The sequence below is a fragment of the Prochlorococcus sp. MIT2302 genome (assembly GCF_059772385.1).
In genome coordinates, this window is record NZ_CM186285.1 from 1,091,941 (window position 1) to 1,114,432 (window position 22,492).

At 37.2% G+C, this 22,492-nt stretch carries 18 protein-coding genes; 6 read left to right on the top strand and 12 right to left on the bottom strand.

The window, feature by feature from the left end:
• Positions 1-2: 2 nt before the first annotated feature.
• The 3 genes from fusA to rpsL all read right to left on the bottom strand — a co-directional run bounded on the left by fusA (position 3) and on the right by rpsL (position 3,076).
• Positions 3-2,078 (bottom strand): elongation factor G, encoded by a 2,076-nt coding sequence (gene fusA, locus AC6EI2_RS06415; protein ID WP_498461532.1) that lies wholly within the window; start codon positions 2,076-2,078, stop codon positions 3-5.
• Between the two features lie 104 nt (positions 2,079-2,182).
• Positions 2,183-2,653: a 30S ribosomal protein S7 gene (rpsG, locus tag AC6EI2_RS06420; RefSeq protein WP_498461533.1), complete on the bottom strand. Its 471-nt coding sequence runs from the start codon at positions 2,651-2,653 to the stop codon at positions 2,183-2,185.
• Positions 2,654-2,701: 48 nt separating this feature from the next.
• On the bottom strand, positions 2,702-3,076 hold the full coding sequence (gene rpsL, locus AC6EI2_RS06425; RefSeq protein ID WP_011824478.1) for a 30S ribosomal protein S12: 375 nt from the start codon (positions 3,074-3,076) through the stop codon (positions 2,702-2,704).
• Between the two features lie 278 nt (positions 3,077-3,354).
• Here rpsL and gltB point away from each other — a divergent pair, with 278 nt between their 5' ends.
• Both gltB and AC6EI2_RS06435 read left to right on the top strand, forming a co-directional pair.
• Entirely contained in the window at positions 3,355-7,944 is a 4,590-nt protein-coding gene (gene gltB / locus AC6EI2_RS06430; RefSeq protein ID WP_498461534.1) for a glutamate synthase large subunit, read from the top strand.
• A gap of 9 nt (positions 7,945-7,953) precedes the next feature.
• Positions 7,954-8,280 carry a YciI family protein gene (locus AC6EI2_RS06435; RefSeq protein ID WP_498461535.1) on the top strand — a complete coding sequence of 109 codons (327 nt, stop codon included), beginning with the start codon at positions 7,954-7,956 and terminating at the stop codon, positions 8,278-8,280.
• Here the strand turns inward: AC6EI2_RS06435 and lipA are convergent.
• Both lipA and cobJ read right to left on the bottom strand, forming a co-directional pair.
• On the bottom strand, positions 8,268-9,137 hold the full coding sequence (gene lipA / locus AC6EI2_RS06440) for a lipoyl synthase (protein ID WP_498461536.1): 870 nt from the start codon (positions 9,135-9,137) through the stop codon (positions 8,268-8,270). The genes AC6EI2_RS06435 and lipA overlap by 13 nt on opposite strands.
• Positions 9,138-9,272: 135 nt before the next feature.
• A complete protein-coding gene (gene cobJ / locus AC6EI2_RS06445; protein ID WP_498461537.1) occupies positions 9,273-11,003 on the bottom strand; it encodes a precorrin-3B C(17)-methyltransferase in 1,731 nt (576 codons plus the stop codon).
• Between the two features lie 638 nt (positions 11,004-11,641).
• Here cobJ and psaA point away from each other — a divergent pair.
• Together psaA and psaB are read left to right on the top strand one after the other, a co-directional pair.
• Positions 11,642-13,948 (top strand): photosystem I core protein PsaA, encoded by a 2,307-nt coding sequence (psaA, locus tag AC6EI2_RS06450; protein ID WP_498461538.1) that lies wholly within the window; start codon positions 11,642-11,644, stop codon positions 13,946-13,948.
• A 21-nt stretch (positions 13,949-13,969) separates the two neighbouring features.
• Positions 13,970-16,198, top strand: a complete 2,229-nt coding sequence (gene psaB / locus AC6EI2_RS06455; RefSeq protein WP_498461539.1) for a photosystem I core protein PsaB — start codon at positions 13,970-13,972, stop codon at positions 16,196-16,198.
• A gap of 276 nt (positions 16,199-16,474) precedes the next feature.
• On the opposite strand, the gene AC6EI2_RS06460 is transcribed toward psaB, so the two are convergent.
• Together AC6EI2_RS06460 and AC6EI2_RS06465 are read right to left on the bottom strand one after the other, a co-directional pair.
• Positions 16,475-17,002 (bottom strand): photosystem I reaction center protein subunit XI, encoded by a 528-nt coding sequence (locus tag AC6EI2_RS06460; RefSeq protein ID WP_498461540.1) that lies wholly within the window; start codon positions 17,000-17,002, stop codon positions 16,475-16,477.
• 37 nt (positions 17,003-17,039) lie between these two features.
• Entirely contained in the window at positions 17,040-17,156 is a 117-nt protein-coding gene (locus AC6EI2_RS06465; protein WP_498461541.1) for a photosystem I reaction center subunit VIII, read from the bottom strand.
• Between the two features lie 132 nt (positions 17,157-17,288).
• Between AC6EI2_RS06465 and AC6EI2_RS06470 the strand changes: the two genes are divergently transcribed.
• Positions 17,289-17,771, top strand: coding sequence for a HEAT repeat domain-containing protein (locus tag AC6EI2_RS06470; protein WP_498461542.1), 483 nt, complete (start codon positions 17,289-17,291; stop codon positions 17,769-17,771).
• Here the strand turns inward: AC6EI2_RS06470 and AC6EI2_RS06475 are convergent.
• Together AC6EI2_RS06475 and AC6EI2_RS06480 are read right to left on the bottom strand one after the other, a co-directional pair.
• Positions 17,729-18,691: a glycosyltransferase family 2 protein gene (locus tag AC6EI2_RS06475; protein ID WP_498461543.1), complete on the bottom strand. Its 963-nt coding sequence runs from the start codon at positions 18,689-18,691 to the stop codon at positions 17,729-17,731. The genes AC6EI2_RS06470 and AC6EI2_RS06475 overlap by 43 nt on opposite strands.
• A gap of 23 nt (positions 18,692-18,714) precedes the next feature.
• Positions 18,715-19,515: a C40 family peptidase gene (locus tag AC6EI2_RS06480; RefSeq protein WP_498461544.1), complete on the bottom strand. Its 801-nt coding sequence runs from the start codon at positions 19,513-19,515 to the stop codon at positions 18,715-18,717.
• On the opposite strand from AC6EI2_RS06480, the gene AC6EI2_RS06485 reads away from it, so the two are divergent.
• Entirely contained in the window at positions 19,498-20,391 is an 894-nt protein-coding gene (locus AC6EI2_RS06485; protein ID WP_498461545.1) for a serine hydrolase, read from the top strand. The two genes, AC6EI2_RS06480 and AC6EI2_RS06485, sit on opposite strands and share 18 nt — an antisense overlap.
• On the opposite strand, the gene AC6EI2_RS06490 is transcribed toward AC6EI2_RS06485, so the two are convergent.
• The 3 genes from AC6EI2_RS06490 to AC6EI2_RS06500 form a co-directional block, all read right to left on the bottom strand.
• Positions 20,384-20,518 (bottom strand): hypothetical protein, encoded by a 135-nt coding sequence (locus AC6EI2_RS06490; protein ID WP_498461546.1) that lies wholly within the window; start codon positions 20,516-20,518, stop codon positions 20,384-20,386. The genes AC6EI2_RS06485 and AC6EI2_RS06490 overlap by 8 nt on opposite strands.
• A gap of 121 nt (positions 20,519-20,639) precedes the next feature.
• Positions 20,640-21,212, bottom strand: a complete 573-nt coding sequence (locus tag AC6EI2_RS06495) for a hypothetical protein (RefSeq protein WP_498461547.1) — start codon at positions 21,210-21,212, stop codon at positions 20,640-20,642.
• 92 nt (positions 21,213-21,304) lie between these two features.
• Positions 21,305-22,186: a hypothetical protein gene (locus AC6EI2_RS06500; RefSeq protein ID WP_498461548.1), complete on the bottom strand. Its 882-nt coding sequence runs from the start codon at positions 22,184-22,186 to the stop codon at positions 21,305-21,307.
• Positions 22,187-22,492 lie beyond the last annotated feature (306 nt).

Here is a 22,492-nt window from a genome sequence, read left to right on the forward strand (position 1 = left end):
GATCAGGAATTGCCCTGATTCTTGGAGATAATTGCTTCAGCAACATTACGAGGGACTTCCTCGTAAGTGCTGAACTCCATTGAGAAAATACCCCGACCTTGAGTCATTGATCGGAGTTGAGTGGCATAGCCAAACATTTCGGCTAATGGCACTTTTGCTTGGACTTTGGATTGTCCATCATCGATGGATTGACCTTCGACCTGACCTCGTCTAGAGGACAGATCTCCAATTATAGAGCCTAGGAAGTCCTCAGGGACTTCTACCTCAACTTTCATCATAGGCTCAAGAAGGACAGGATTGCACTTCTTGATTCCATCTTTGAAAGCCATTGAGCCAGCAATTTTGAAGGCCATTTCTGATGAATCAACATCATGATAAGAGCCATCAACCAATGTGACTTTTACGTCAATAAGAGGATAGCCTGCAATTACTCCAGATTCACATGTTTCCTTCATTCCTGATTCCGCAGGTTTTATGTATTCTTTTGGAACTGCTCCACCAACAATTTTATTGACAAATTCAAAACCAGTCCCTGGTTCAGCTGGCTCAACTTCGATAACGACATGTCCGTATTGACCTTTACCGCCTGTTTGCCTTGCAAACTTTCCTTCTCCAGATGAACTAGCTCGAATAGTCTCCCTGTAAGAAACTTGAGGTGCTCCAATGTTCGCCTCAACCTTGAATTCTCTCAACATACGATCAACAAGAATCTCAAGATGGAGTTCACCCATTCCAGCAATGACCGTTTGATTTGTTTCTTGATCGGTGCTTACTCTGAAAGTAGGATCTTCCTCTGAAAGTGCGGTTAAAGCTTTCCCAAGTTTTTCCATATCTCCTTTGGTCTTGGGTTCAACAGCAACCGAAATAACAGGTTCGGGAATGAAGAGCGTTTCTAATACAATTGCTTCATCAGAGGCGCATAAAGTATCGCCAGTAGTTGTATTCTTCAGCCCTAATACAGCTCCTAGATCCCCCGCCCTTAGCTCATCAACCTCTTCACGGTCATCAGCTTTCAAGATAATTAATCTTGATATTCTCTCTTTTGCATCCTTAGTTGAGTTGAGAACATAACTTCCTTTTTCAAGGACGCCAGAATACATTCGAACAAAAGTCAATTTCCCATATGGGTCTGCCATTACTTTGAATGCAAGCGCACTGAATGGAGCACCATCGTCTGAAGGCCTTACAGCTTCTTTCCCATTAGGAAGTAGACCTTGAATCGGAGGTACATCAACGGGTGCGGGAAGATAATTAACAACAGCATCAAGAAGCAATTGAACACCTTTATTTTTAAAAGCTGAACCACATAACATTGGAACTAAGCCATGTTTAAGAACACCTTCCCTAATTCCAGACTTCAATTGATCAACAGTTAACTCACCATTTTCTAGAAAAGCGTCCAGCAATTCCTCATCAGTTTCAGCTATCGACTCCATTAATTTAGAGCGCCAATCAGAAACCAAATCAATCATGTCGGAGGGAACCTCAGTCTCTTCAATATCTTTGCCTAAATCATCTTTGTATATGTATGCTTTATTAGCTACAAGATCAATGATACCTTTCAGATCATTCTCGGCTCCTATAGGTAATTGAATTGGCACTGCATTAGCTTTCAATCTATCTTTAATTTGTCCATGGACCTTTAAGAAATCAGCGCCAGTTCTATCCATTTTATTCACAAAAACCATCCTTGGGACGGAATATCTATCGGCTTGTCGCCAAACCGTCTCGGATTGGGGCTGAACGCCACCCACAGCACAAAAAACAGCAATAACTCCATCAAGTACTCTCATCGAACGTTCGACTTCGATTGTGAAGTCAACGTGTCCAGGCGTATCAATGATATTGATACGGTGATCATCCCAAGTAGTTGAAATTGCTGCTGCAGTAATTGTTATGCCTCTTTCTCTCTCTTGGGCCATCCAATCGGTAACTGCGGCGCCATCATGGACTTCGCCCATTTTGTGTACAACACCCGAGTAGAAGAGAATTCTCTCAGTACAGGTGGTTTTACCAGCATCAATATGTGCAGCAATCCCGATATTTCTTACTCGTTCCAAAGGAAAGGCTCGTGCCACAGAAAATTCTCCAACTAAAGGGCTTTAAAATGAAGATGGACTCTACAACTCAGCATGCAAAAAAAGAAATATTTTTTGAAATTAAATAGAAAATTTGAAAAAATTCAGTAGCGGTAATGTGCAAAAGCTTTATTTGCTTCAGCCATTTTATGCGTCTCTTCCCTCTTTCTCACTGCGTTCCCAGCCTCATTAGCTGCGTCCATGAGCTCCCCGGCAAGTTTTTGAGCCATGCTTCTACCATTTCTTGATCTTGAGAAATTTACCAACCATCTGAGCGCCATCGCAGTCCCTCTTTCTTGACGGACCTCCATGGGAACCTGATATGTAGCTCCGCCTACTCTTCTCGCTCTTACTTCAACAAGAGGGGTAACATTTTTCACTGCTGTTTCAAATAATTCAATGGGATCCGAACCAGTTCGTTCGTTAATCAAGCCAAAAGCATCAGAGAGAATTCTTTGTGCTGTAGATTTCTTACCGTGCTTCATCAATCGATGGACCATCATACTTGCCAAACGATTATTGAACTGAGGATCAGGGAGAACAGGTCTTTTTTCTGCTGCGTTTCTTCTTGACATGAAATTAAATTTGTATAAGTGGGAAATTCAATGGATCAAAAATAAGTTTTATTCCTTAGGAGATTTAGCTCCATATTTTGATCTTGACTGTCTACGGTCTTTAACCCCAGCGGTATCAAGAGTTCCTCTGACTATGTGATATCTCACACCTGGTAGGTCCTTAACTCTTCCGCCCCTCAGCAAAACTACAGAGTGCTCTTGAAGGTTATGACCGATACCACCGATATAAGCAGTAACTTCAAAACCTGAGGTTAATCTGACACGAGCAACTTTTCTTAGAGCAGAGTTAGGTTTTTTGGGAGTTGAGGTGTAAACCCTGGTACAAACGCCTCTCCTTTCTGGGCAACCTCGCAAAGCAGGAGATTTTGTCTTTGTTTTAAGAGTCTTTCGCTCTGTTCTTATCAACTGTTGAATGGTTGGCATTAATCTTATATTTGGTCTGGGTTCGACCAGATTCAACAATTCCCCAGATTACTCGGTCAAGCACCCAAATTAGGATTTTCTTTTAATTAATATTTTATTTTTATTCAGGTTCAAGCATAAGGGACGAATTTTTAAAGAAAGTATTGAAGAAAAAACTTGATGGTCGACAAAAATGTTTAAGATGTAACTCTAGTAACTATCAAATCAATCTAATCATTCATTTCAAAGCTTACCGATAGCACTTTTGTAAGAAAAGAAAAAATAGTAAGTTAAAAAACATGCATCAACGACCCTCAAGATCAAATTGGCCTTATTGCGATAGCACCTATCCAGATGCATTTTCTGGGGAAAAAGATTCTTGTGGAGTTGGATTCATAGCAAGCGTCGAAGGCAAGCAAAACAATTGGGTTTTGTCTCAGGCTTTACGTGGTCTGAGTTGCATGGAGCATAGAGGCGGATGTGGAGGAGATAGCGATTCAGGTGATGGCGCTGGAATTTTATGCGAAATACCATGGTCATATCTAAAGCAAGTTTGGCAAACCGCTAAAGAATGTGAGCCTAAATCATCAGGCATAGGAATGATTTTTATGCCTAAAGATGAAAAGAATAGGGAAATATCAAAAAATATATGTGAACAAGAAGCTGAATATTTAGGCTTAACCTCTAAAGGATGGAGAGATGTTCCTGTTGATGATGAAGTTTTAGGAAAACTTGCAAGAGAAAATGAACCCTTTATTACACAATGGATAGTTGATATTCAGAATAAAGAAATTAATCTTGAGGCTTTGCTTTTCAGGCTCAAGCAAAGGATTTCAAATCGGGCAAATATAGAATTAAAAGAAGATAAACTAGGTCTTTATATATGCTCTTTAAGTAATAAAACAATTGTATATAAGGGAATGGTCAGATCTGAAATACTTGCTCCTTTTTATAAAGATCTACAGGACGACAGATTTAAAGTTTCATATGCGGTTTACCACAGAAGATTTAGTACGAATACTCTACCAAAGTGGCCATTAGCTCAACCCATGAGACTTTTAGGTCATAACGGAGAAATAAATACACTGCTAGGAAATATAAATTGGGCTAAGGCAGCAGAAACTGATATAAGTTCAGTATGGGAAGACAATGCAAGTGATCTAAAACCCATTGTTAACAATTTATTTAGTGATTCAGCCAATCTTGATTTAACTCTTGAGCTATTGGTTCGAAGCGGCCGACCAATAACTGATAGCTTATTAACACTCATACCTGAGGCTTTTAGAGACCAACCTGAATTATCAAACAAACCTGAAATCACTGCTTTTTATGAATACGCTGCAGGGACTCAAGAGCCATGGGATGGGCCAGCGTTAATAGTTTTTACTGACGGAATAAACATAGGAGCAACACTTGACAGAAATGGTCTAAGACCAGCTCGTTATTGCATCACTAAAAATGGATATGTTGTTATGGGATCTGAAACAGGTGTTGTTGAATTAGATGAGAATCAAATTCAAGAAAAAGGTCGGCTAGGACCCGGTCAAATGCTTTCAGTAGACTTAGAAAAAAAGAGGATTTTACGAAATTGGGATGTCAAAGAAGAATCAGCAAACAGATATCCATACTTAGATTGGTTAAAAGCAAATCGTATTAATCTCAACAACCAAAATTGGGAAGTAAATAATCAATTTGATAAGCAAGAGTTACTGCAGCAACAAATTGCATTTGGATTTAGTGCAGAAGATTTTGATTACATAATCAATAGCATGGCTGCAAGTGCCAAAGAACCAACTTATTGCATGGGAGATGATATTCCACTAGCCATACTTTCCAAGAAATCACATATTCTTTATGACTATTTCAAACAAAGGTTTGCACAAGTAACTAATCCTCCAATTGACCCTCTTAGAGAAAAACTTGTTACGAGCTTAGAAATGCACCTTGGTGTTAGGAAAGCTCCATTATCACCAAAAGCAAAATCTGCAAGACTAGTTCATATTAAATCACCAATTATTAATGAGAAAGAATTAATTTCAATAACGAAATCTGGTCTTAATTGCAATAAAATATCTACATTAATTCCTATAGATGATTCTGAAATAAGCCTAGATATAGGTATTAAAAATCTATGCAAAGAAGCAGAAAATTGTGTAATTAATGGCGGAGAAATACTAATCCTTTCAGATAGAAATATTAATCGAGAAAAATCATACATTCCTCCTCTTCTAGCTGTTGCGACAGTTCATCATCACTTACTTAGCAAGGGACTGAGGCTAAAAACTTCAATAATTATAGATACAGCTCAATGCTGGAGTACCCACCACATAGCCTGTCTAATTGGATTTGGAGCAAGTGCAATTTGTCCATGGTTAACATGGGAAACCACTCGCCATTGGTGGCATTTACCTAAAACTCAAAAACTAATTTCCGATGGGAAATTGTCTAATTTATCCATAGAGATTGCTCAAGAAAATGTTAAGAAAGCAATGGAGGATGGATTAAGAAAAATACTTTCAAAAATAGGAATCTCTGTTTTAGCAAGTTATCATGGAGCACAAATTTTTGAAGCCATCGGTATTGGTGCAGATTTAATTGATTTAGCTTTCAAAGGAACAACAAGTCGTATAGCTGGACTCACTCTTAGAGAATTATCAATCGAGACAATTTCTTTTCATAAAAAAGCGTTCCCAGAGCTAGAGCAAAAAAAACTTGACTTTAATGGATTTGTTCAATATCGAAATAGTGGAGAATTTCATTTGAACAATCCAGAAATGTCAAAAATTCTTCATGCTGCAGTCAAAGCTGGGCCAGGATATGACCACTTCAAAACTTATCAACAACTATTAGAAAGTCGTCCAGCTACAACCCTAAGAGATCTACTTACTCTTAAAAAAGCAGCACAGCCTTTACCTCTCGATCAAATAGAGAGTGTTGAGAATATTTGTCAAAGATTTTGCACCGGTGGCATGAGTCTTGGCGCACTATCAAGAGAGGCGCATGAAGTTCTTGCAATAGCAATGAATAGAATTGGAGGCAAAAGTAATAGTGGTGAAGGAGGAGAAGATCCCGCTAGATTCAATATCCTTGAAGATGTTGATGAAAATAATCAGTCAAAGACCTTACCCAATATCAAAGGACTTTTAAATGGAGATACCGCTTGTTCTGCAATTAAACAAATTGCATCTGGCCGTTTTGGTGTAACCCCTGAATATTTAACTAGCGGAAAGCAATTAGAAATCAAAGTAGCCCAAGGAGCAAAACCTGGAGAAGGAGGACAATTACCAGGACCAAAGGTTGATGAATACATAGCCAAGCTTCGCAATAGCAAGCCAGGTGTAGCTCTTATTTCGCCTCCTCCTCATCATGATATTTACTCCATAGAAGACCTAGCCCAACTTATTCACGACCTTCATCAAATAAATCCAACTGCAAAAGTGAGTGTGAAATTAGTTGCTGAAATAGGCATTGGCACAATTGCAGGGGGAGTAGCCAAAGCAAATGCTGATGTAATCCAGATTTCAGGACATGATGGGGGAACGGGTGCCTCGCCACTGAGTTCAATTAAACACGCTGGTTTGCCATGGGAGCTTGGATTAACTGAAGTTCATAGATCTTTATTAGAAAATGGTCTGCGCAAAAGGGTTTTGTTAAGAGCAGATGGAGGTTTAAAAACAGGTTGGGATGTCCTTATTGCGGCTCTACTTGGAGCAGAAGAATATGGTTTTGGAACAATCGCAATGATCGCTGAAGGTTGCATCATGGCGAGGATTTGCCATACAAATAAATGTCCAGTCGGTGTTGCAACTCAACAAGAAGGCTTAAGAAAAAGATTCCCAGGTTTACCAGAACATGTGGTGAACTTCTTTATCTTCGTAGCGGAGGAAGTGAGGCAATTAATGAGTCAAGTTGGTGTAGCAAAAGTCGAGGATCTTATTGGAAGAACAGATTTATTAATTCCAAGGAACCTAGAACTAACAAAAACAAAAGAGGTCGACCTTTCTAGCCTTCTCAAACCTTTAGAGAACTCAAAAGATCGTTCATGGTTGAGCCACGAAATAGATGCTCATACCAATGGAGAAGTTCTTGAGAATGCTCTTCTCAAAGATGAAGAAATTTCCAATGCAATTAAGACTCAGGAAAGCATTACTAAAGAAATCTCAATAGTTAACACCGACAGAAGTGTTTGTGCACGTATCTCTGGTGTAATAGCTAAAGAATATGGAAATAAAGGTTTTAAAGGGAATTTAAATTTGATGTTTAAAGGTTCAGCGGGGCAAAGTTTTGGAGCCTTTATCTTAAAAGGAATGAATATTTCTTTAGTAGGAGAAGCCAATGATTATGTAGGCAAAGGCATTAACGGAGGCTCCATTACAGTTGTTCCTGAAATCATCAATCACGAATCTAACGCACAGGTAATACTTGGAAATACATGTTTGTATGGAGCAACGGGTGGAAAATTATTCGCCCTTGGAATAGCAGGGGAACGTTTTGGTGTTCGCAATAGTGGTGCTCATGCTGTTATCGAAGGAGCGGGGGACCATTGTTGCGAATATATGACTGGGGGAGTGGTTGTTGTTCTAGGAAAAACCGGAAGAAATATTGGAGCAGGGATGACTGGAGGAATAGCATTTATTCTTGACCAAAAAAGTGAACTTGACTTAAGAGTAAATAATGAAATTGTTGAGGTCTATAATCTAACTTCAACGAACCAAGAGCAATTTTTAAAGGACCTAATTATTGAGCATCTTCAGAAAACTAAAAGTCCCGTAGCAAACACAATTCTCTCAGATTGGTCTTCGTGGAAAAAGTTATTTAAGATAGTAGTTCCTCCAAGCGAAAAAAATAAATTAGGTATTCAGGAAGCACTGGAGAAAGCGACATTGTAGACAGAGAGAATGCCTATATTTATTAAGACAGAAAAATTTAAAAAGGAAACTTTAGAATTATCAAATAGTGAAAGAAAAAACTTCTTATTAATGCATGAAGAATGGGTGAAAAAGATGAGTCAATTCGGCCATTTCATCCGCAGCGGATATTTAATAAATGAAAAAAAGATGCCAGGTGGTGGGGGTTTATTAATCCTTGAAGCAAAGGATTATTTAACAGCAAAAAAGATCATAGAAAATGATCCCATGATTAAAAATAATTTAGTTACCTGGGATCTTCAAGAATGGATATCAATTGATAAAAGTCAACCAAAGTTTTCAAATCATCTTGGATGAGACATCATTAATTTTTTAACTTCTCCCGCGTGATAACTACTTCTAGTTAATGGTGAACTTATTACCTGCAAAAATCCTAATTTATTTTCTCCCTCAATACGGTAACTATCAAATTGAGAAGGAGATACAAATCTATTAACAGGTAAATGTTTTGGGCCTGGTGATAAATATTGACCAATAGTTACGATATCAACTTTATTTATATGCAGATCAGAAAGAACACTCAAAATCTCTTCATCTGTTTCCCCTAATCCAGCCATTAAGCCAGATTTCGTATACACTCTTGGCCAACCTTCACGAACTCTTTTTAATAATTCCAAAGACCTTTCATATATCCCTTGAGGTCTGACTCTTGGATATAGCCTTGGAACAGTCTCGATATTGTGATTTAGTACATTTGGAGCGGCATCCAAAATAACTTTTAAAGCATCCCAATTACCGCAAAGATCTGGAATTAAAACTTCAATAGAAGTAAATGGGGATCTGCTTTGAACAGCCTTAATACATTTCAAAAATTGACTGGCTCCACCATCTTCCAAGTCATCTCGATTGACGGAAGTTATAACGACATGAGTCAAGCCCATCCTGTAAACAGCTTCACCTAAACGATCAGGTTCTGATGGATCTAAAAGCCTTTTGGAGTTATCAAATGAGATATCACAATAAGGGCATTTCCGAGTGCAAGCAGGGCCCATGATTAAAAAAGTAGCAGTACCCCCTGCAAAACATTCTCCGATGTTTGGACAACTTGCTTCCTGACAAACTGTATTGAGTTTTAAATCAACTAATAGATCAGCAACATTGCCAATCCTCTCTTGCTGTGGTGCCTTAACACGTAACCAGTCTGGTTTAAGCAAAGCTCTTTTTATAACAAACTAACTTTAGAAAGAATTTCCAGATTGACTTGATTTTTTAACTTCTTCTCAAGTTAATTACAAAAAACAAGCTAAAAACAAAGTATTTGACTTTTTGGTTTAAAAGAATATAAAAATTTAATCAAGGGAATAGCCTCTGGGTGTTAAAAATTTATTGTTTTTGATAACACTCTGACTATTACCAATAACCAGAATCGTAAGCATATCGACCTGATCAAATGGCAAAGTTTCGAGAGTATGTAGTTCTATACTTTCCTCTGGCCTCCCAAGCTGCCTAGCAATAGCAACAGGTGTGCTTGGTTTGCGAAATTCAAGTAATAAATCAACTGTCTTTTTCAGCTGCCAATAACGTTTGATTGATTTTGGGTTGAATATTGCAAGAACAAAGTCACCAATAGCTGCACTTTTGATTCTCTTCTCAATTTGATTCCAAGGAGTCAAAAGATCACTTAATGAGATGGAGCAAAAATCGTGCATAAAAGGAGCTCCTAGTTTTGCAGCAGCCATTTGGAAAGAACTAATACCTGGATGAACTTGAAATAAAGGTCTTGAATCAACCCTTTCATTTAGCCAAAGTTCAAGCGCCAATCCTGCCATTCCATAAATTCCACTGTCTCCAGAAGAAACCAAAGCAACCTTTACTCCCTGTTTCGCAAGATCAAGAGCATGATGACAACGATCTTTTTCAAAAGTTAATTCTGAATCGATCCGAACCTGATCATGACCTCGTATAGCTTCCAAATAATTTAAGTAAGGGCCATAACCAATCCAAACAGCACATCTAGTCAAAACTTGGCGTGAGTCAGAAGTAAGCATTTCTAATTTTCCAGGCCCACTACCAATTAAATGCAATTCACCTTTATGGGGAGCAAAAGGTTTATCAAGCTCTACCAATGCAATAGTTACAGCACCAAATTCATCCTCTTTGGCGTAATGGATTTGTTTTTCTTGTATTAACCTTCCACTCTCTGCTCCCTGGGAAATTGCTGCCGCCTCAGCTACTGAGGGGGTTCCCATTTCTTTTAAAACCACATTTGAGGGAGTAGGGACCTTTACTTTTGAAAGTTCAAGAGCACTAAAAAAATAAATTGGCCATTCATTTTTTTTTGATAAATTCAATAATCCAATTTCATCATTTTTTTTATCAATCGTTGCAATACAAGCGATTGAAAGAAGTGACAAACCTTTTTCAGCAAAAGACTCATTAATTGCTCTTTTAATCAATTTTTCATCAGTATTTCTCTCGCAACCAATTCCGATAATTATTGATGATGGATGCCATGAACATATGCTTTTTTTCTCTTGACCTATATATAAGTCGACATTTTTAGAAGATATCTGATCATTTTTTTCTAAAAAAGAAAAATTTGAGCAAGCTTTCAACTTGTGCCATAGTTTCGAGCCTTTAGATTGAAAAACAACATTTTTTCGCCCTCTAGCTTGTTTAATCATTAAATTTCGCCAATCAACATTATCTCCTCCTCTTTCCCAACCCCAACCTTTGCCAAAACAATCCAGTGATATTTTTCTTTCAATAAATGAATCTGAGGTAAAAATCGGTTCTGCTTCTAAAGCTGCTGATAATTCATTTGCAAACATATCTCCACCTTGTTTATGGCCTCCCAATAAAGGAATAATTTTTTTAGCTTTTGAATCCATAACCAGTATCGCTGGATCATTTTCCTTAGAACTGACGAAAGGAGAAATGAGCCTAACTACTGCTCCGATTGAACCTATAAAAATTAATTTATTGTTTTTGTGCCAGTGATCTTTTAAAAAAGCTTTAGGCATTGATTGAATCAAACCTGAAGCTTTTTCTTCGAATAAAAAATCTGATCTATCCGACATGAAAATGTGATCAACATGATTAGATGCCTTTAATCTTTCGAGCAAAGGCAAAGAACTCAAAGAAAATCCAAATGCAATTCTTTTTGGAGTATTAACTAAAGGTTTTTCCAGAACGAAAATAAGAAACAGCTTTATTTTGATGCATTTCAATAAAATGCCATAAAAAAGATTCGCTAATGATTAAAAAAACAATTTTCAAAATGCATCAAACAAGAGTATATTTGCCTATGAATAAGCACTTAAAGAGAGCCTAGTAAGCGAAAAACGTTACGATAACTAGGATAAATAGCTATTTGGACGAATCTTAATTTAAGATATCTATCACCAAAACTACTATTTGAAATTTGATTGATTCTTTATCTCACCTCTTAAAAAATTGAGGTTGAGCAAAGTTTCGAATTGACACAAAAATAAAAGTGTAGAACATTTGTTACACGTGACCGTAGTAACTGAATCTCTGTTTTATGATTGTGACATAACTAAAGATCACAAATTCAATTACCTTTCAAGGTAGGTCTTGAATTCCTAAATCTATCCACGGAACTAGCTTTTTTTCATTAGTTTTTCCTTCTAGATTTAACAACTAATCTGAAAAGATTACCCACCCACCTCGATCACATTCCTAAAGGAATCACTCGATGACCATAAGCCCCCCAGAAAGAGAACAAAAAAAAGAACCAGTTCTCGATAAACCTATCGAAACTGATGCAATCCCTGTAGATTTTTCCAAGCTTGATAAGCCTGGTTTTTGGTCTAAAACCCTTGCCAAGGGTCCAAAAACTACCACTTGGATATGGAATCTTCATGCTGATGCGCATGATTTTGATACCCACGTTGGAGATCTACAAGAGACTAGTAGAAAGGTCTTTTCAGCTCACTTTGGACATTTAGCAGTCATCTTTATTTGGATGAGTGCTGCTTTTTTCCATGGAGCTCGCTTTTCCAATTATTCAGGCTGGCTAGCCGACCCAACTCATGTAAAGCCTGGAGCGCAGGTTGTTTGGCCAATAGTTGGTCAAGAAATGCTTAATGCTGATTTGGGTGGTAATTATCACGGAATACAGATCACATCAGGAATCTTTCAGATGTGGAGAGGCTGGGGTATTACTAACGAAACAGAGTTAATGGCTCTAGCTATTGGTGCTTTGCTAATGGCTGCCATTATGCTTCACGGGGGCATATATCACTACCACAAAGCTGCTCCTAAGCTCGATTGGTTCAGAAATCTTGAATCAATGCTCAATCACCACATAGCTGGTCTTGTTGGTTTAGGTTCAATTGCTTGGGCTGGACATTGCATTCACATTGGTGCACCAACTGCAGCGATCATGGATGCAATTGATGCCGGGAAGCCCCTGATTATCGATGGCATTCCTATTGCTTCAATTGCTGATATGCCTCTGCCCCACGAGCTTTGCAACCCTGCTATTGCTAGTCAAATATTCCCTGGTCTAGCTGGAAGAACAGTTGAAAATTTCTTTACTACTAATTGGTGGGCGTTCAGTGATTTTTTAACTTTCAAAGGTGGTTTAAATCCAGTTACTGGTAGCTTATGGATGACAGATATTTCTCATCATCATTTAGCTTTTGGAGTACTAGCTGTATTTGGTGGACATGTTTATAGAACAATGTTTGGCATTGGCCATAGCCTCAAAGAGATATTAGATAATCATGCTGGAGATCCAATTCTTTTCCCTGCTCCAAATGGTCACAAGGGCATTTATGAGTTTTTAGCTAATAGTTGGCATGCTCAGCTTGGCTTAAACCTTGCAATGATTGGCTCATTGAGCATAATTATTTCTCATCACATGTATGCGATGCCTCCATATCCTTACTTGTCGATTGATTATCCAACTGTTTTAGGTCTCTTTACTCATCATATGTGGATTGGAGGCTTATTCATAGTTGGTGCTGCAGCTCATTCTGCTATTGCAATGGTAAGAGACTATGATCCAGCTCTTCATATTGATAATGTTCTCGATAGAGTTCTAAAAGCTAGAGATGCACTAATAAGTCATCTTAATTGGGCTTGCATGTTCTTAGGTTTCCATAGCTTCGGTTTATATATTCATAACGATGTAATGAGAGCACTGGGAAGACCTGCAGATATGTTTAGTGATACAGGAATCCAACTTCAACCTGTATTTGCTCAATGGATTCAAAATATTCATCATTCAGCTGCTGGATCGACAACTCTCGCAGGGGCAAATGTAAATCTTCAAAGTGGATTAGTGAGTGAAGTTTTCAATGGTTCTGTAAGTCAAGTAGGGGGGAAAATTGGAATTGCCCCTATTCCATTAGGGACTGCAGATTTCATGATTCACCATATTCATGCATTTACTATTCACGTAACACTTTTAATTCTTCTAAAAGGTGTCTTATTTGCTAGAAGCTCCAGACTGATACCTGACAAAGCAAATCTTGGTTTTAGGTTCCCTTGCGATGGTCCAGGAAGAGGAGGCACATGCCAAGTATCTGCTTGGGATCATGTTTTCCTTGGTTTATTTTGGATGTACAACGGACTTTCAGTTGTTATCTTCCATTTCTCATGGAAAATGCAAAGTGATGTTTGGGGCTTGACTGGAGGCAATTTCGCTCAAAGCTCCATAACAATTAACGGATGGCTAAGAGATTTCCTATGGGCACAATCTTCTCAAGTCCTTACAAGCTATGGTCAACCTATAAGTATGTATGGATTGATGTTCCTTGGAGCACATTTTGTATGGGCATTTAGTCTCATGTTCTTATTCAGTGGTCGTGGCTACTGGCAAGAATTATTTGAGTCAATAGTCTGGGCTCATAATAAACTTAAATTAGCCCCCACTATTCAACCAAGGGCTTTATCAATTACTCAAGGTCGTGCGGTTGGAGCAGCTCATTTCCTTCTTGGAGGAATAGCTACTACATGGGCCTTCTTCCATGCTCGCTTAATAGGTCTCGGCTGACCCTTTCTGATTTCTTAAAAAATGGCAACTAAATTTCCATCTTTCAATCAGGGTCTTGCTCAAGACCCCACAACCAGAAGAATCTGGTACGGAATAGCTACTGCTCATGATTTTGAAAGTCATGATGGTATGACTGAAGAGCAGTTATATCAAAAGCTTTTCTCTACACATTTTGGACATCTAGCAGTAATCGGTCTTTGGGTTGCTGGAAACCTTTTTCACATAGCTTGGCAAGGCAACTTTGAACAATGGGTTCTAGATCCACTTCATACTCGGCCAATTGCTCATGCAATTTGGGATCCACATTTTGGTCCAGGTCTTACTGAAGCATTAACACAAGCTGGAGCAACATCTCCTGTAAATATTGCTTATTCGGGCTTATATCATTGGTGGTACACAATTGGTATGAGAACTAATGAACAACTTTTTCAAGGTGCAATATTTATAAACATTCTTGTTTGCTGGTTGCTATTTGCAGGATGGTTACATCTTCAACCAAAGTACAGACCATCTTTAGCATGGTTCAAGAATGCAGAATCTCAATTAAACCATCATTTATCTGTTCTTTTTGGATTCAGTAGCATTGCTTGGACTGGTCATTTAATTCATGTTGCAATACCTGAATCAAGGGGTATACATGTTGGCTGGGATAATTGGCTAACTGTTATGCCTCATCCGGAAGGGTTAACTCCATTCTTTTCAGGAAATTGGGGAGCTTATGCTCAAAATCCTGATTCTCTTAATGCAGTTTTTGGAACCTCTGAAGGAGCTGGAACAGCTATATTTACCTTCTTAGGAGGTCTTCATCCTCAAAGTGAATCACTATGGCTAACTGATATAGCTCACCATCATTTAGCCATAGGTGTTGTATTTATAATTGCTGGTCATATGTACAGAACCAATTTTGGAATAGGTCATAGTCTTAAAGAAATTGTTGAAGCACATAATACAAGTCATCCAAAAGATCCACATAAAGGTTATTTCGGTATAAAGCATAACGGTCTTTTCGAGACAGTTAATAACTCACTTCATTTTCAACTTGGTCTTGCTCTTGCATCTCTAGGTGTGGCTTGCAGCCTAGTTGCTCAGCATATGGGTGCACTACCTTCATATGCATTTATCGCAAGGGATTACACTACTCAATCAGCCCTATATACCCATCATCAATACATAGCGATGTTTTTGATGGTTGGTGCTTTCTCACATGGAGCAATTTTCTTTGTTAGAGATTACGATCCAGTACTAAATAGAGATAATGTTTTAGCAAGAATTCTTAGCACTAAGGAAGCATTGATTAGTCACTTAAGCTGGGTAACTATGCTTCTTGGCTTTCATACTCTTGGAATTTACGTTCACAATGATGTAGTTGTAGCTTTTGGAACTCCAGAAAAACAAATTCTAATTGAACCTGTTTTCGCTCAGTTCGCTCAAGCTGCAAGTGGAAAGATGATGTATGGCTTTAATGCTTTACTAGCTAATTCCGCAAGCTCAGCCTCAATAGCAGCAAGCTCCATGCCAGGAAACCATTACTGGCTTGATATGATTAATAGACCTGATGCGCTAACGAATTTCCTACCTATAGGACCCGCAGATTTCCTTGTTCATCATGCTATTGCACTAGGACTTCATACAACTGCTTTGATTCTTATAAAAGGTGCCCTCGATGCAAGAGGAACTAAATTAATTCCAGACAAAAAAGATTTGGGATTTGCTTTCCCTTGTGATGGACCTGGTCGCGGAGGTACATGTGATAGCTCTTCTTGGGACGCTACTTATTTAGCAATGTTCTGGGCTTTAAATACAATTGCTTGGATAACTTTTTATTGGCATTGGAAGCATTTGGCAATTTGGATGGGCAATACGGCTCAATTCAATGAATCCGGCACCTATTTAATGGGCTGGTTTAGAGATTATCTGTGGCTTAATAGCTCTCAGTTAATCAATGGCTATAACCCCTTTGGAGTCAATGCTTTATCACCATGGGCTTGGATGTTCTTATTTGGTCATCTAATATGGGCTACTGGATTTATGTTCCTCATATCTTGGAGAGGTTATTGGCAAGAACTTATTGAGACTCTAGTTTGGGCTCATCAAAGAACACCAATAGCTAACCTAGTCGGATGGAGAGATAAGCCAGTTGCATTGTCAATTGTTCAAGCCCGTTTGGTTGGTCTATCTCATTTCACTTTTGGAAACTTTATAACCTTTGGTGCTTTTGTTATAGCCTCAACTTCAGGTAAGTTTGGCTAACACTTTATACAATTTCAAAAAAAAAGAACACTATCTATTAGGTAGTGTTCTTTTTTTTGAGAATTAATATTACTAGGTTAAATTTAGCTAGTTATTAAAAAAACAAAAAGTATCGATTTAATCGTAAAAAGACATATAAAAAAAAGCTAAATTTAAAAGAACATATATTTGCTTTGAGTTTTTATTCCTATTATTGAAGTTAATTTAATAATAGAAATAAAAAAGCCCTATTTAATAATAGGGCTTTTTTATTAAAACTTCTTCTAGGTAAAATTTTTAGGCTCCTAATAAATGATATTCTTTGATCAGAGGAAGGACAGTATCTAAATGCAAAGTACCAATAAGCAACCAAGCAAAAACAACACCTCCAGTACCTCCTAACCAAAAACCATTTGTAAAATCAGTCCATCCTGATCTTGTAAATAGGTCAGCAGGAGGATTCATAACAGTTGCATCCGGTGGTTGAACATTAGGGGACTTACCGGGTGCGTTATAAAGGATAAAAAGTGCTGTTAATATTTGAATAGCTCCAACTCCACCGAGCAATCCTGCTGTCAAAGCAAAATCAGTATTTCGAAGAGGTCCAGTCATAGAAAAAGGGCCAAATAGTAAATAGCCAAAAATTGCTCCTGTTTCAAGGCCTCTAAAATTTGGAGACAAGCCCTCTCTATATACTGGCAAATTATTAATAACCATCCTTGTAAACCAACCACTGTTAACCGGGGTTTGAAGATTACCAACCGTTGGATCTTGAACTGTTTTGACAGCCCATTTCTGCATAAGTGTTTCTTTAGATTCAGTCATAGGAGTAAGCTAACGTTGACAAAATAAAATTTAAAAATTATTCAGTTGCAGTTATATATCGTCCAAGCATCACTATCGATACTGCAGGAATCATAATTCCTACAAGAGGAACAAGAATACTTGGAAGCAAATTCGTAGCAAGTTCGCTAGTCATTACTTTTTTAAATAAATCAATTATATTCTACTGAATTCTTTTCTTCTTAAGTGAAGTAAATACCATTGATGACATAAAAGTTTAATCCCTTTATCTTATTAAAATAGAATCAATACTCAAAAATTCTTCATAATGAATCAAGTTTTTGCAGGTGGTTTAGCTCTAATTATTGCTTTAATCCTTTGGAGTTCAAAAAAACAATCCAAGGCATCAGCTTTTTTCAGATCTCAAAAGGATTCCTTTTCAAAGGCGGTGTTAGCATCATCCGAGTTGATCATCGATAAGAGTTTACAAAATCAAAAATCAACAACATTGAATAACAAAAATACGAAGCCTTTTTCACAGCCAACTTCACTTAATTCAATAGAAACAAAAAAACAATTAACTAAATTAATCTCTAGCAACCCAAGTGATCGACTATTAGCCATTCAAATTGCTAGTCAATGGGATAACAAGAAAGCATTGCCATTTTTAAGAAGAGGATTAAAAGATTCTGACAGTAGCGTTGTTATTGCATCTGCTGCTGGCATTTCATCTTATAAAGGAAAAACTATTGATATAGATAAAAATTCTCAAGATTCTCGTCCTCCTCGAAATGTCTCTCGAATGCGATAAATTGGTCTATTTTGACTTTCATGATAAGTGCGGATCTGAAGTTCTCCAAGCAATCCAAACCCAAAAAGTTGAACTCCAGTCACTGCAAGAAGCAAAGCAAAAATAAGTAAAGGTCTATTCCCTATATCTTCTCCTAAAAGTTTGATGGTTAATAAGTAAAAACTTGTTATGAAGCTCCCAATAATTGCAAGAATTCCACCAAAACCAAAAACATACATAGGTCTAGTTAAAAATCTATTCATAAACCAAACAGTCAACAAGTCCATTAAAACTCTAAAAGTTCTATCTATTCCATACTTACTAGATCCATATTGACGAGGTCTATGATTTACTTTGACTTCCGTAATCCTAGCTCCTTCAATATTTGCGAGAACAGGCAAAAACCTATGCAATTCTCCATACAATCTCATATCAGTCAGTACTTCTTTCCTATAAGCCTTTAAAGAACATCCATAATCATTAAGTCTAACACCAGTAACTTTCCCGATTAACCGGTTAGCAATTTTTGATGGAAGCTTCCTACTTATAGCAGCATCTTGCCTTCGATATCTCCATCCACTTACAAGATCATATCCATCCCTAATCTTATTAACTAATAAAGGAATATCTTTAGGGTCATTTTGCAAATCACCATCAAGTGTGACGACTATCTCACCAGAAGAAATATCAAATCCTGCTGCCATAGCTGCAGTCTGTCCATAGTTTTTACGTAGAAGAACTCCAACTAATTCTGGTATCTCAAAGCTTAGTTTTCTAATTACTTCTGCGCTGTCGTCTGAGGAACCATCATTTACTAAAACTAATTCAAAAGTTTCTTCCATAGGCTCTAAAACTTCTAATAACTGATTAACCAAAAAAGGAAGACTTTCTTCTTCGTTATAGATAGGAACAACTATTGATAAGGTGACATTAGAATTCATTCAAAACTCCTCATAATGGTGAATTAATCTTCTTTAGAGTTTTCACTCTGATAACAAGACATCACTCTTCCAGCAGATCTAAATTTAGATCTATAAAAAGAAGCAATTTTTCCAAGGTTCGGTTTAAATAAACCGTCAATCTCTATTCCATTATGCCCATCACTTACCCCAGAACTGTGTATATAAAAACCATTCTCAATATGTAATCCCACATGTGTACATTTTTCAGAAGATCCAAAGAAAAGCAAATCACCAGGTATTAATTTTTCACCTAAAGTTTCAATATCCAATCCTACATTTTTACAAAATTTTTCCTGCTGATAAGCATCTCTTGGTATCCAAATACCTGAACTTGCAAAAGCAGATTGAACCAAACCAGAGCAATCAAAATTTGGACCTATAGTTCCACCCCACAAATACTCATTATTATTTTTTTTCGCAGCCTTAGTCCAAGACAAAATCCTTGGTATCTTAGAAATAATTTTCTCTTCAGTGAAAAATTCAAATTCCCAGGATTCTATTTTTGAAGCTTGAAGAATTAATTCAGAGAATCTAAACCAACAAATATAGTCATCTTCCAAAAGACGAACTTTAACTCTATCGATAATTTCTTTATTTTTATAATTGCATTTAACACAATCAATTAATTGAAAACTCCTACCAATACTTGCTTGAGTAACTAATTCATCACTATTTGGACTTTTAAATCCATCAATATTTACTCTGAGTTTCCATAAACTTCCCAAAACAAATGAAGCTTTAGTTAGCAAAACCTCTAAGGTCATATTGAATTCTTCTCGAGCGCTATGGCGTTCTACCGACAAGACCCTGAGATGGCATATTGCCTGAAAGGTCTCCTCGATAGATTTGAAAAAGAAGGTCGTCCAAACCTTCAAGAAAACATTGCACTAACATGCATCCGCTATGACAAGCAAAGTCCATCGACATATGGTGGATATGGAACAGGGTGGAATTCAAACAGAAATTTTTATCCTGCAAGCGTTGTAAAGATAGTTTATGCATTAGCGACTCAGGTATGGCTTCAACAAGATTTAATTGTTGACTCAGAAGAGCTTAGAAGAGCATTACATGAAATGATCGCAAACTCTAATAATGACGCCACAAGTTATATTTTAGATCTTTTAACAGGTACAACAAGTGGTCCATCTCTTAATGAATCCAACTATCAAGGATGGAAAATCCAAAGACAATTAATCAACACCTGGCTCAATGATCTTGGATGGCCTGAAATACAAAATTGGAACTGTAGTCAAAAAACTTGGAATGAAGGTCCTTTTGGAAGAGAAAAAGACTTTTATGGAGAAAATAATGAGAATCGAAACAGTATGACAACAGACGGAAGTGCCAGAATTTTTGAATCATTAATGACTAAAGAGATGCTTACAAAAGAAGCAAGTGAAAAATTTATACAAAATTTCCTTCGATCACTCGATCCAGTTATTCGCAAGAAAGATTTAAATAATCAAGTAGATGGTTTTTTAGGCGAAGGTCTTCCTTATGCTTCAAAACTATGGAGCAAGGCAGGTCTAATGAGTGAGGTTCGCCACGATGTCGCATGGTGGGAAGCACCCAATAAAAATCCTATGCTTGTTGCTGTTTTTACTATTGGGGAAAACTTAGTGAAAGATAGATTTCTACTTCCTGCTTTGGGAAGTGAGTTAAATAAATTAGCTATCTAGCAATTAGTAAGATACCTGCAAATAAAATAGAACCCACAATGAATCCCACCCCTAAAAGAACAGCAATTATTGGGGTATTCAAATAAACAGATATTGTTGCGAGTTGATTACCCTTAGCGTCTGTCACCTTAAAAACTCCTAAAAAATATTTTTTATTAAAACATCTAAACATCCCATTGAACTAAAAAGGTAGAAGAGAGAAAAAAATTTATAAAAAACTTATTTATTTCTTATTTTTTCAAATAAACTCAAAAAAAGTTAGATTTAGATTTCTTTGTAATTGAAATGGAGATGTCATTTTTAATTTCTATTTTTTCCAATTGCTGTTCCTCAAATTCAGATATTTGATCTTTAGCCATATTATCTTCTGATTTTAATGAATCTTCTTTATCTGATAAATCTTCAGTTAATATATTTATTTCTTCTGTTGGAAAATCTTCTTCACTTTTGGAATTGAAATTAATATCAATAATTTGATTGTCCTCAGAGATTATATTTGATTTTTTTGTATCTATTTGAACTAGTTTATCTTTGAAAGCGACAGAAATTGATCCTAGATTAAAGTTAAGTTTAGCCCCCTTTATAGTAGTCAGAACAACTAGTGAAGATACAATTACTATAATTAAGAAATTAGATATTAATCTTTGAATAGGGGGCCATAATAATGTTATTTTTGCTGCCTCTTTTTGTTTAGATAAGGCGCTAGAAGATTTACCAAATTCTAAAAATATATCTTGATTAACCCAGCCTTTATTTGCTTTGTTATAAGGAGATTCACTTTTAGTGAATTCAAGAATTTCTTGTAATCGATCTTTAAACACAATTTAATGTCTTTTGGGAAAAGTTAAAAACGCAAACATAGCAGAAACTCATGATCAAAAACTTAATTTGGATAAGATTTTTGAAAATTGAATTAGCCAGAAATAAATACCATTGCAGAGACAAGAAAAGCAGAAGCCAATATACCTACAGCAACTATTCCAACAATTTTACCTGTATCTAAAGAGACTGAAACTGTTAACAGTTCAGTCCTGGAGTCACGCTTTTTCTGAGGATCAAGTTGGTTTACTGAAATAGCTTTCTTACCTGCAGCTGCTTTCTTTTCTGCAGCAGCTTTCTTCTCTGCAGCAGCTTTCTTCTCTGCAGCAGCCTTCTTCTCTGCAGCAGCTTTCTTCTCTGCAGCAGCTTTCTTTTCTGCAGCAGCTTTCTTCTCTGCAGCAGCCTTCTTCTCTGCAGCAGCTTTCTTCTCTGCAGCTGCTTTCTTCTCTGCAGCAGCCTTCTTATCTGCAGCAGCTTTCTTCTCTGCCTGAGCTTTCTTTTCTGCAGCAGCTTTCTTATCTGCAGCAGCCTTCTTATCTGCAGCAGCTTTCTTTTCTGCAGCTGCTTTCTTCTCTGCAGCAGCCTTCTTCTCTGCAGCAGCCTTCTTATCTGCAGCTGCTTTCTTCTCTGCAGCAGCCTTCTTATCTGCAGCAGCTTTCTTCTCTGCTAGGGCTTTCTTTTCTGCCTGAGCTTTCTTTTCTGCAGCTGCTTTCTTCTCTGCAGCAGCCTTCTTCTCTGCAGCAGCTTTCTTTTCTGCAGCTGCTTTCTTCTCTGCAGCAGCCTTCTTATCTGCAGCAGCTTTCTTATCTGCTAGGGCTTTCTTTTCTGCCTGAGCTTTCTTTTCTGCAGCAGCTTTCTTATCTGCAGCAGCTTTCTTCTCTGCAGCAGCTTTCTTATCTGCTATGGCTTTCTTTTCTGCAGCAGCTTTCTTTTCTGCTAAGGCTTTCTTTTCTGCCTGAGCTGTTTTCGCTTGCACTTTAAATCCAAAATTTTGCCTATTCAAGCATCCTGATCACAATGATTTTAAAAAAATTGGCTAGTTGAAATGAAGTAATGCAATAGATTTCTTTTCTTTTGAATTCATAACGATCTTTTGCTGCTAATAAGAGCTAAGAGAAAGGATTTTGAGTGACAACAAGTGAACTATGGTAAAAGCAGCATGACGCAAGGTGATGGGATTTTAGAGTTATTCCACCCAACAAAAAACTGAACTGTATGCAACAGCATGGACACTCCTGAATTAATCACTTTCGTTATATCTAGTCACTGAAAGGCTTTTTAG

What these genes read in the sequence shown, in the direction of transcription:
- rpsG (WP_498461533.1), bottom strand. Translation starts at nt 2,653, where the DNA reads ATGTCAAGAAGAAACGCAGCAGAAAAAAGACCTGTTCTCCCTGATCCT.
- rpsL (WP_011824478.1), bottom strand. Translation starts at nt 3,076, where the DNA reads ATGCCAACCATTCAACAGTTGATAAGAACAGAGCGAAAGACTCTTAAA.
- gltB (WP_498461534.1), top strand. Translation starts at nt 3,355, where the DNA reads ATGCATCAACGACCCTCAAGATCAAATTGGCCTTATTGCGATAGCACC.
- AC6EI2_RS06435 (WP_498461535.1), top strand. Translation starts at nt 7,954, where the DNA reads ATGCCTATATTTATTAAGACAGAAAAATTTAAAAAGGAAACTTTAGAA.
- cobJ (WP_498461537.1), bottom strand. Translation starts at nt 11,003, where the DNA reads ATGTCGGATAGATCAGATTTTTTATTCGAAGAAAAAGCTTCAGGTTTG.
- psaA (WP_498461538.1), top strand. Translation starts at nt 11,642, where the DNA reads ATGACCATAAGCCCCCCAGAAAGAGAACAAAAAAAAGAACCAGTTCTC.
- psaB (WP_498461539.1), top strand. Translation starts at nt 13,970, where the DNA reads ATGGCAACTAAATTTCCATCTTTCAATCAGGGTCTTGCTCAAGACCCC.
- AC6EI2_RS06460 (WP_498461540.1), bottom strand. Translation starts at nt 17,002, where the DNA reads ATGACTGAATCTAAAGAAACACTTATGCAGAAATGGGCTGTCAAAACA.
- AC6EI2_RS06465 (WP_498461541.1), bottom strand. Translation starts at nt 17,156, where the DNA reads ATGACTAGCGAACTTGCTACGAATTTGCTTCCAAGTATTCTTGTTCCT.
- AC6EI2_RS06470 (WP_498461542.1), top strand. Translation starts at nt 17,289, where the DNA reads ATGAATCAAGTTTTTGCAGGTGGTTTAGCTCTAATTATTGCTTTAATC.
- AC6EI2_RS06475 (WP_498461543.1), bottom strand. Translation starts at nt 18,691, where the DNA reads ATGAATTCTAATGTCACCTTATCAATAGTTGTTCCTATCTATAACGAA.
- AC6EI2_RS06485 (WP_498461545.1), top strand. Translation starts at nt 19,498, where the DNA reads ATGGCGTTCTACCGACAAGACCCTGAGATGGCATATTGCCTGAAAGGT.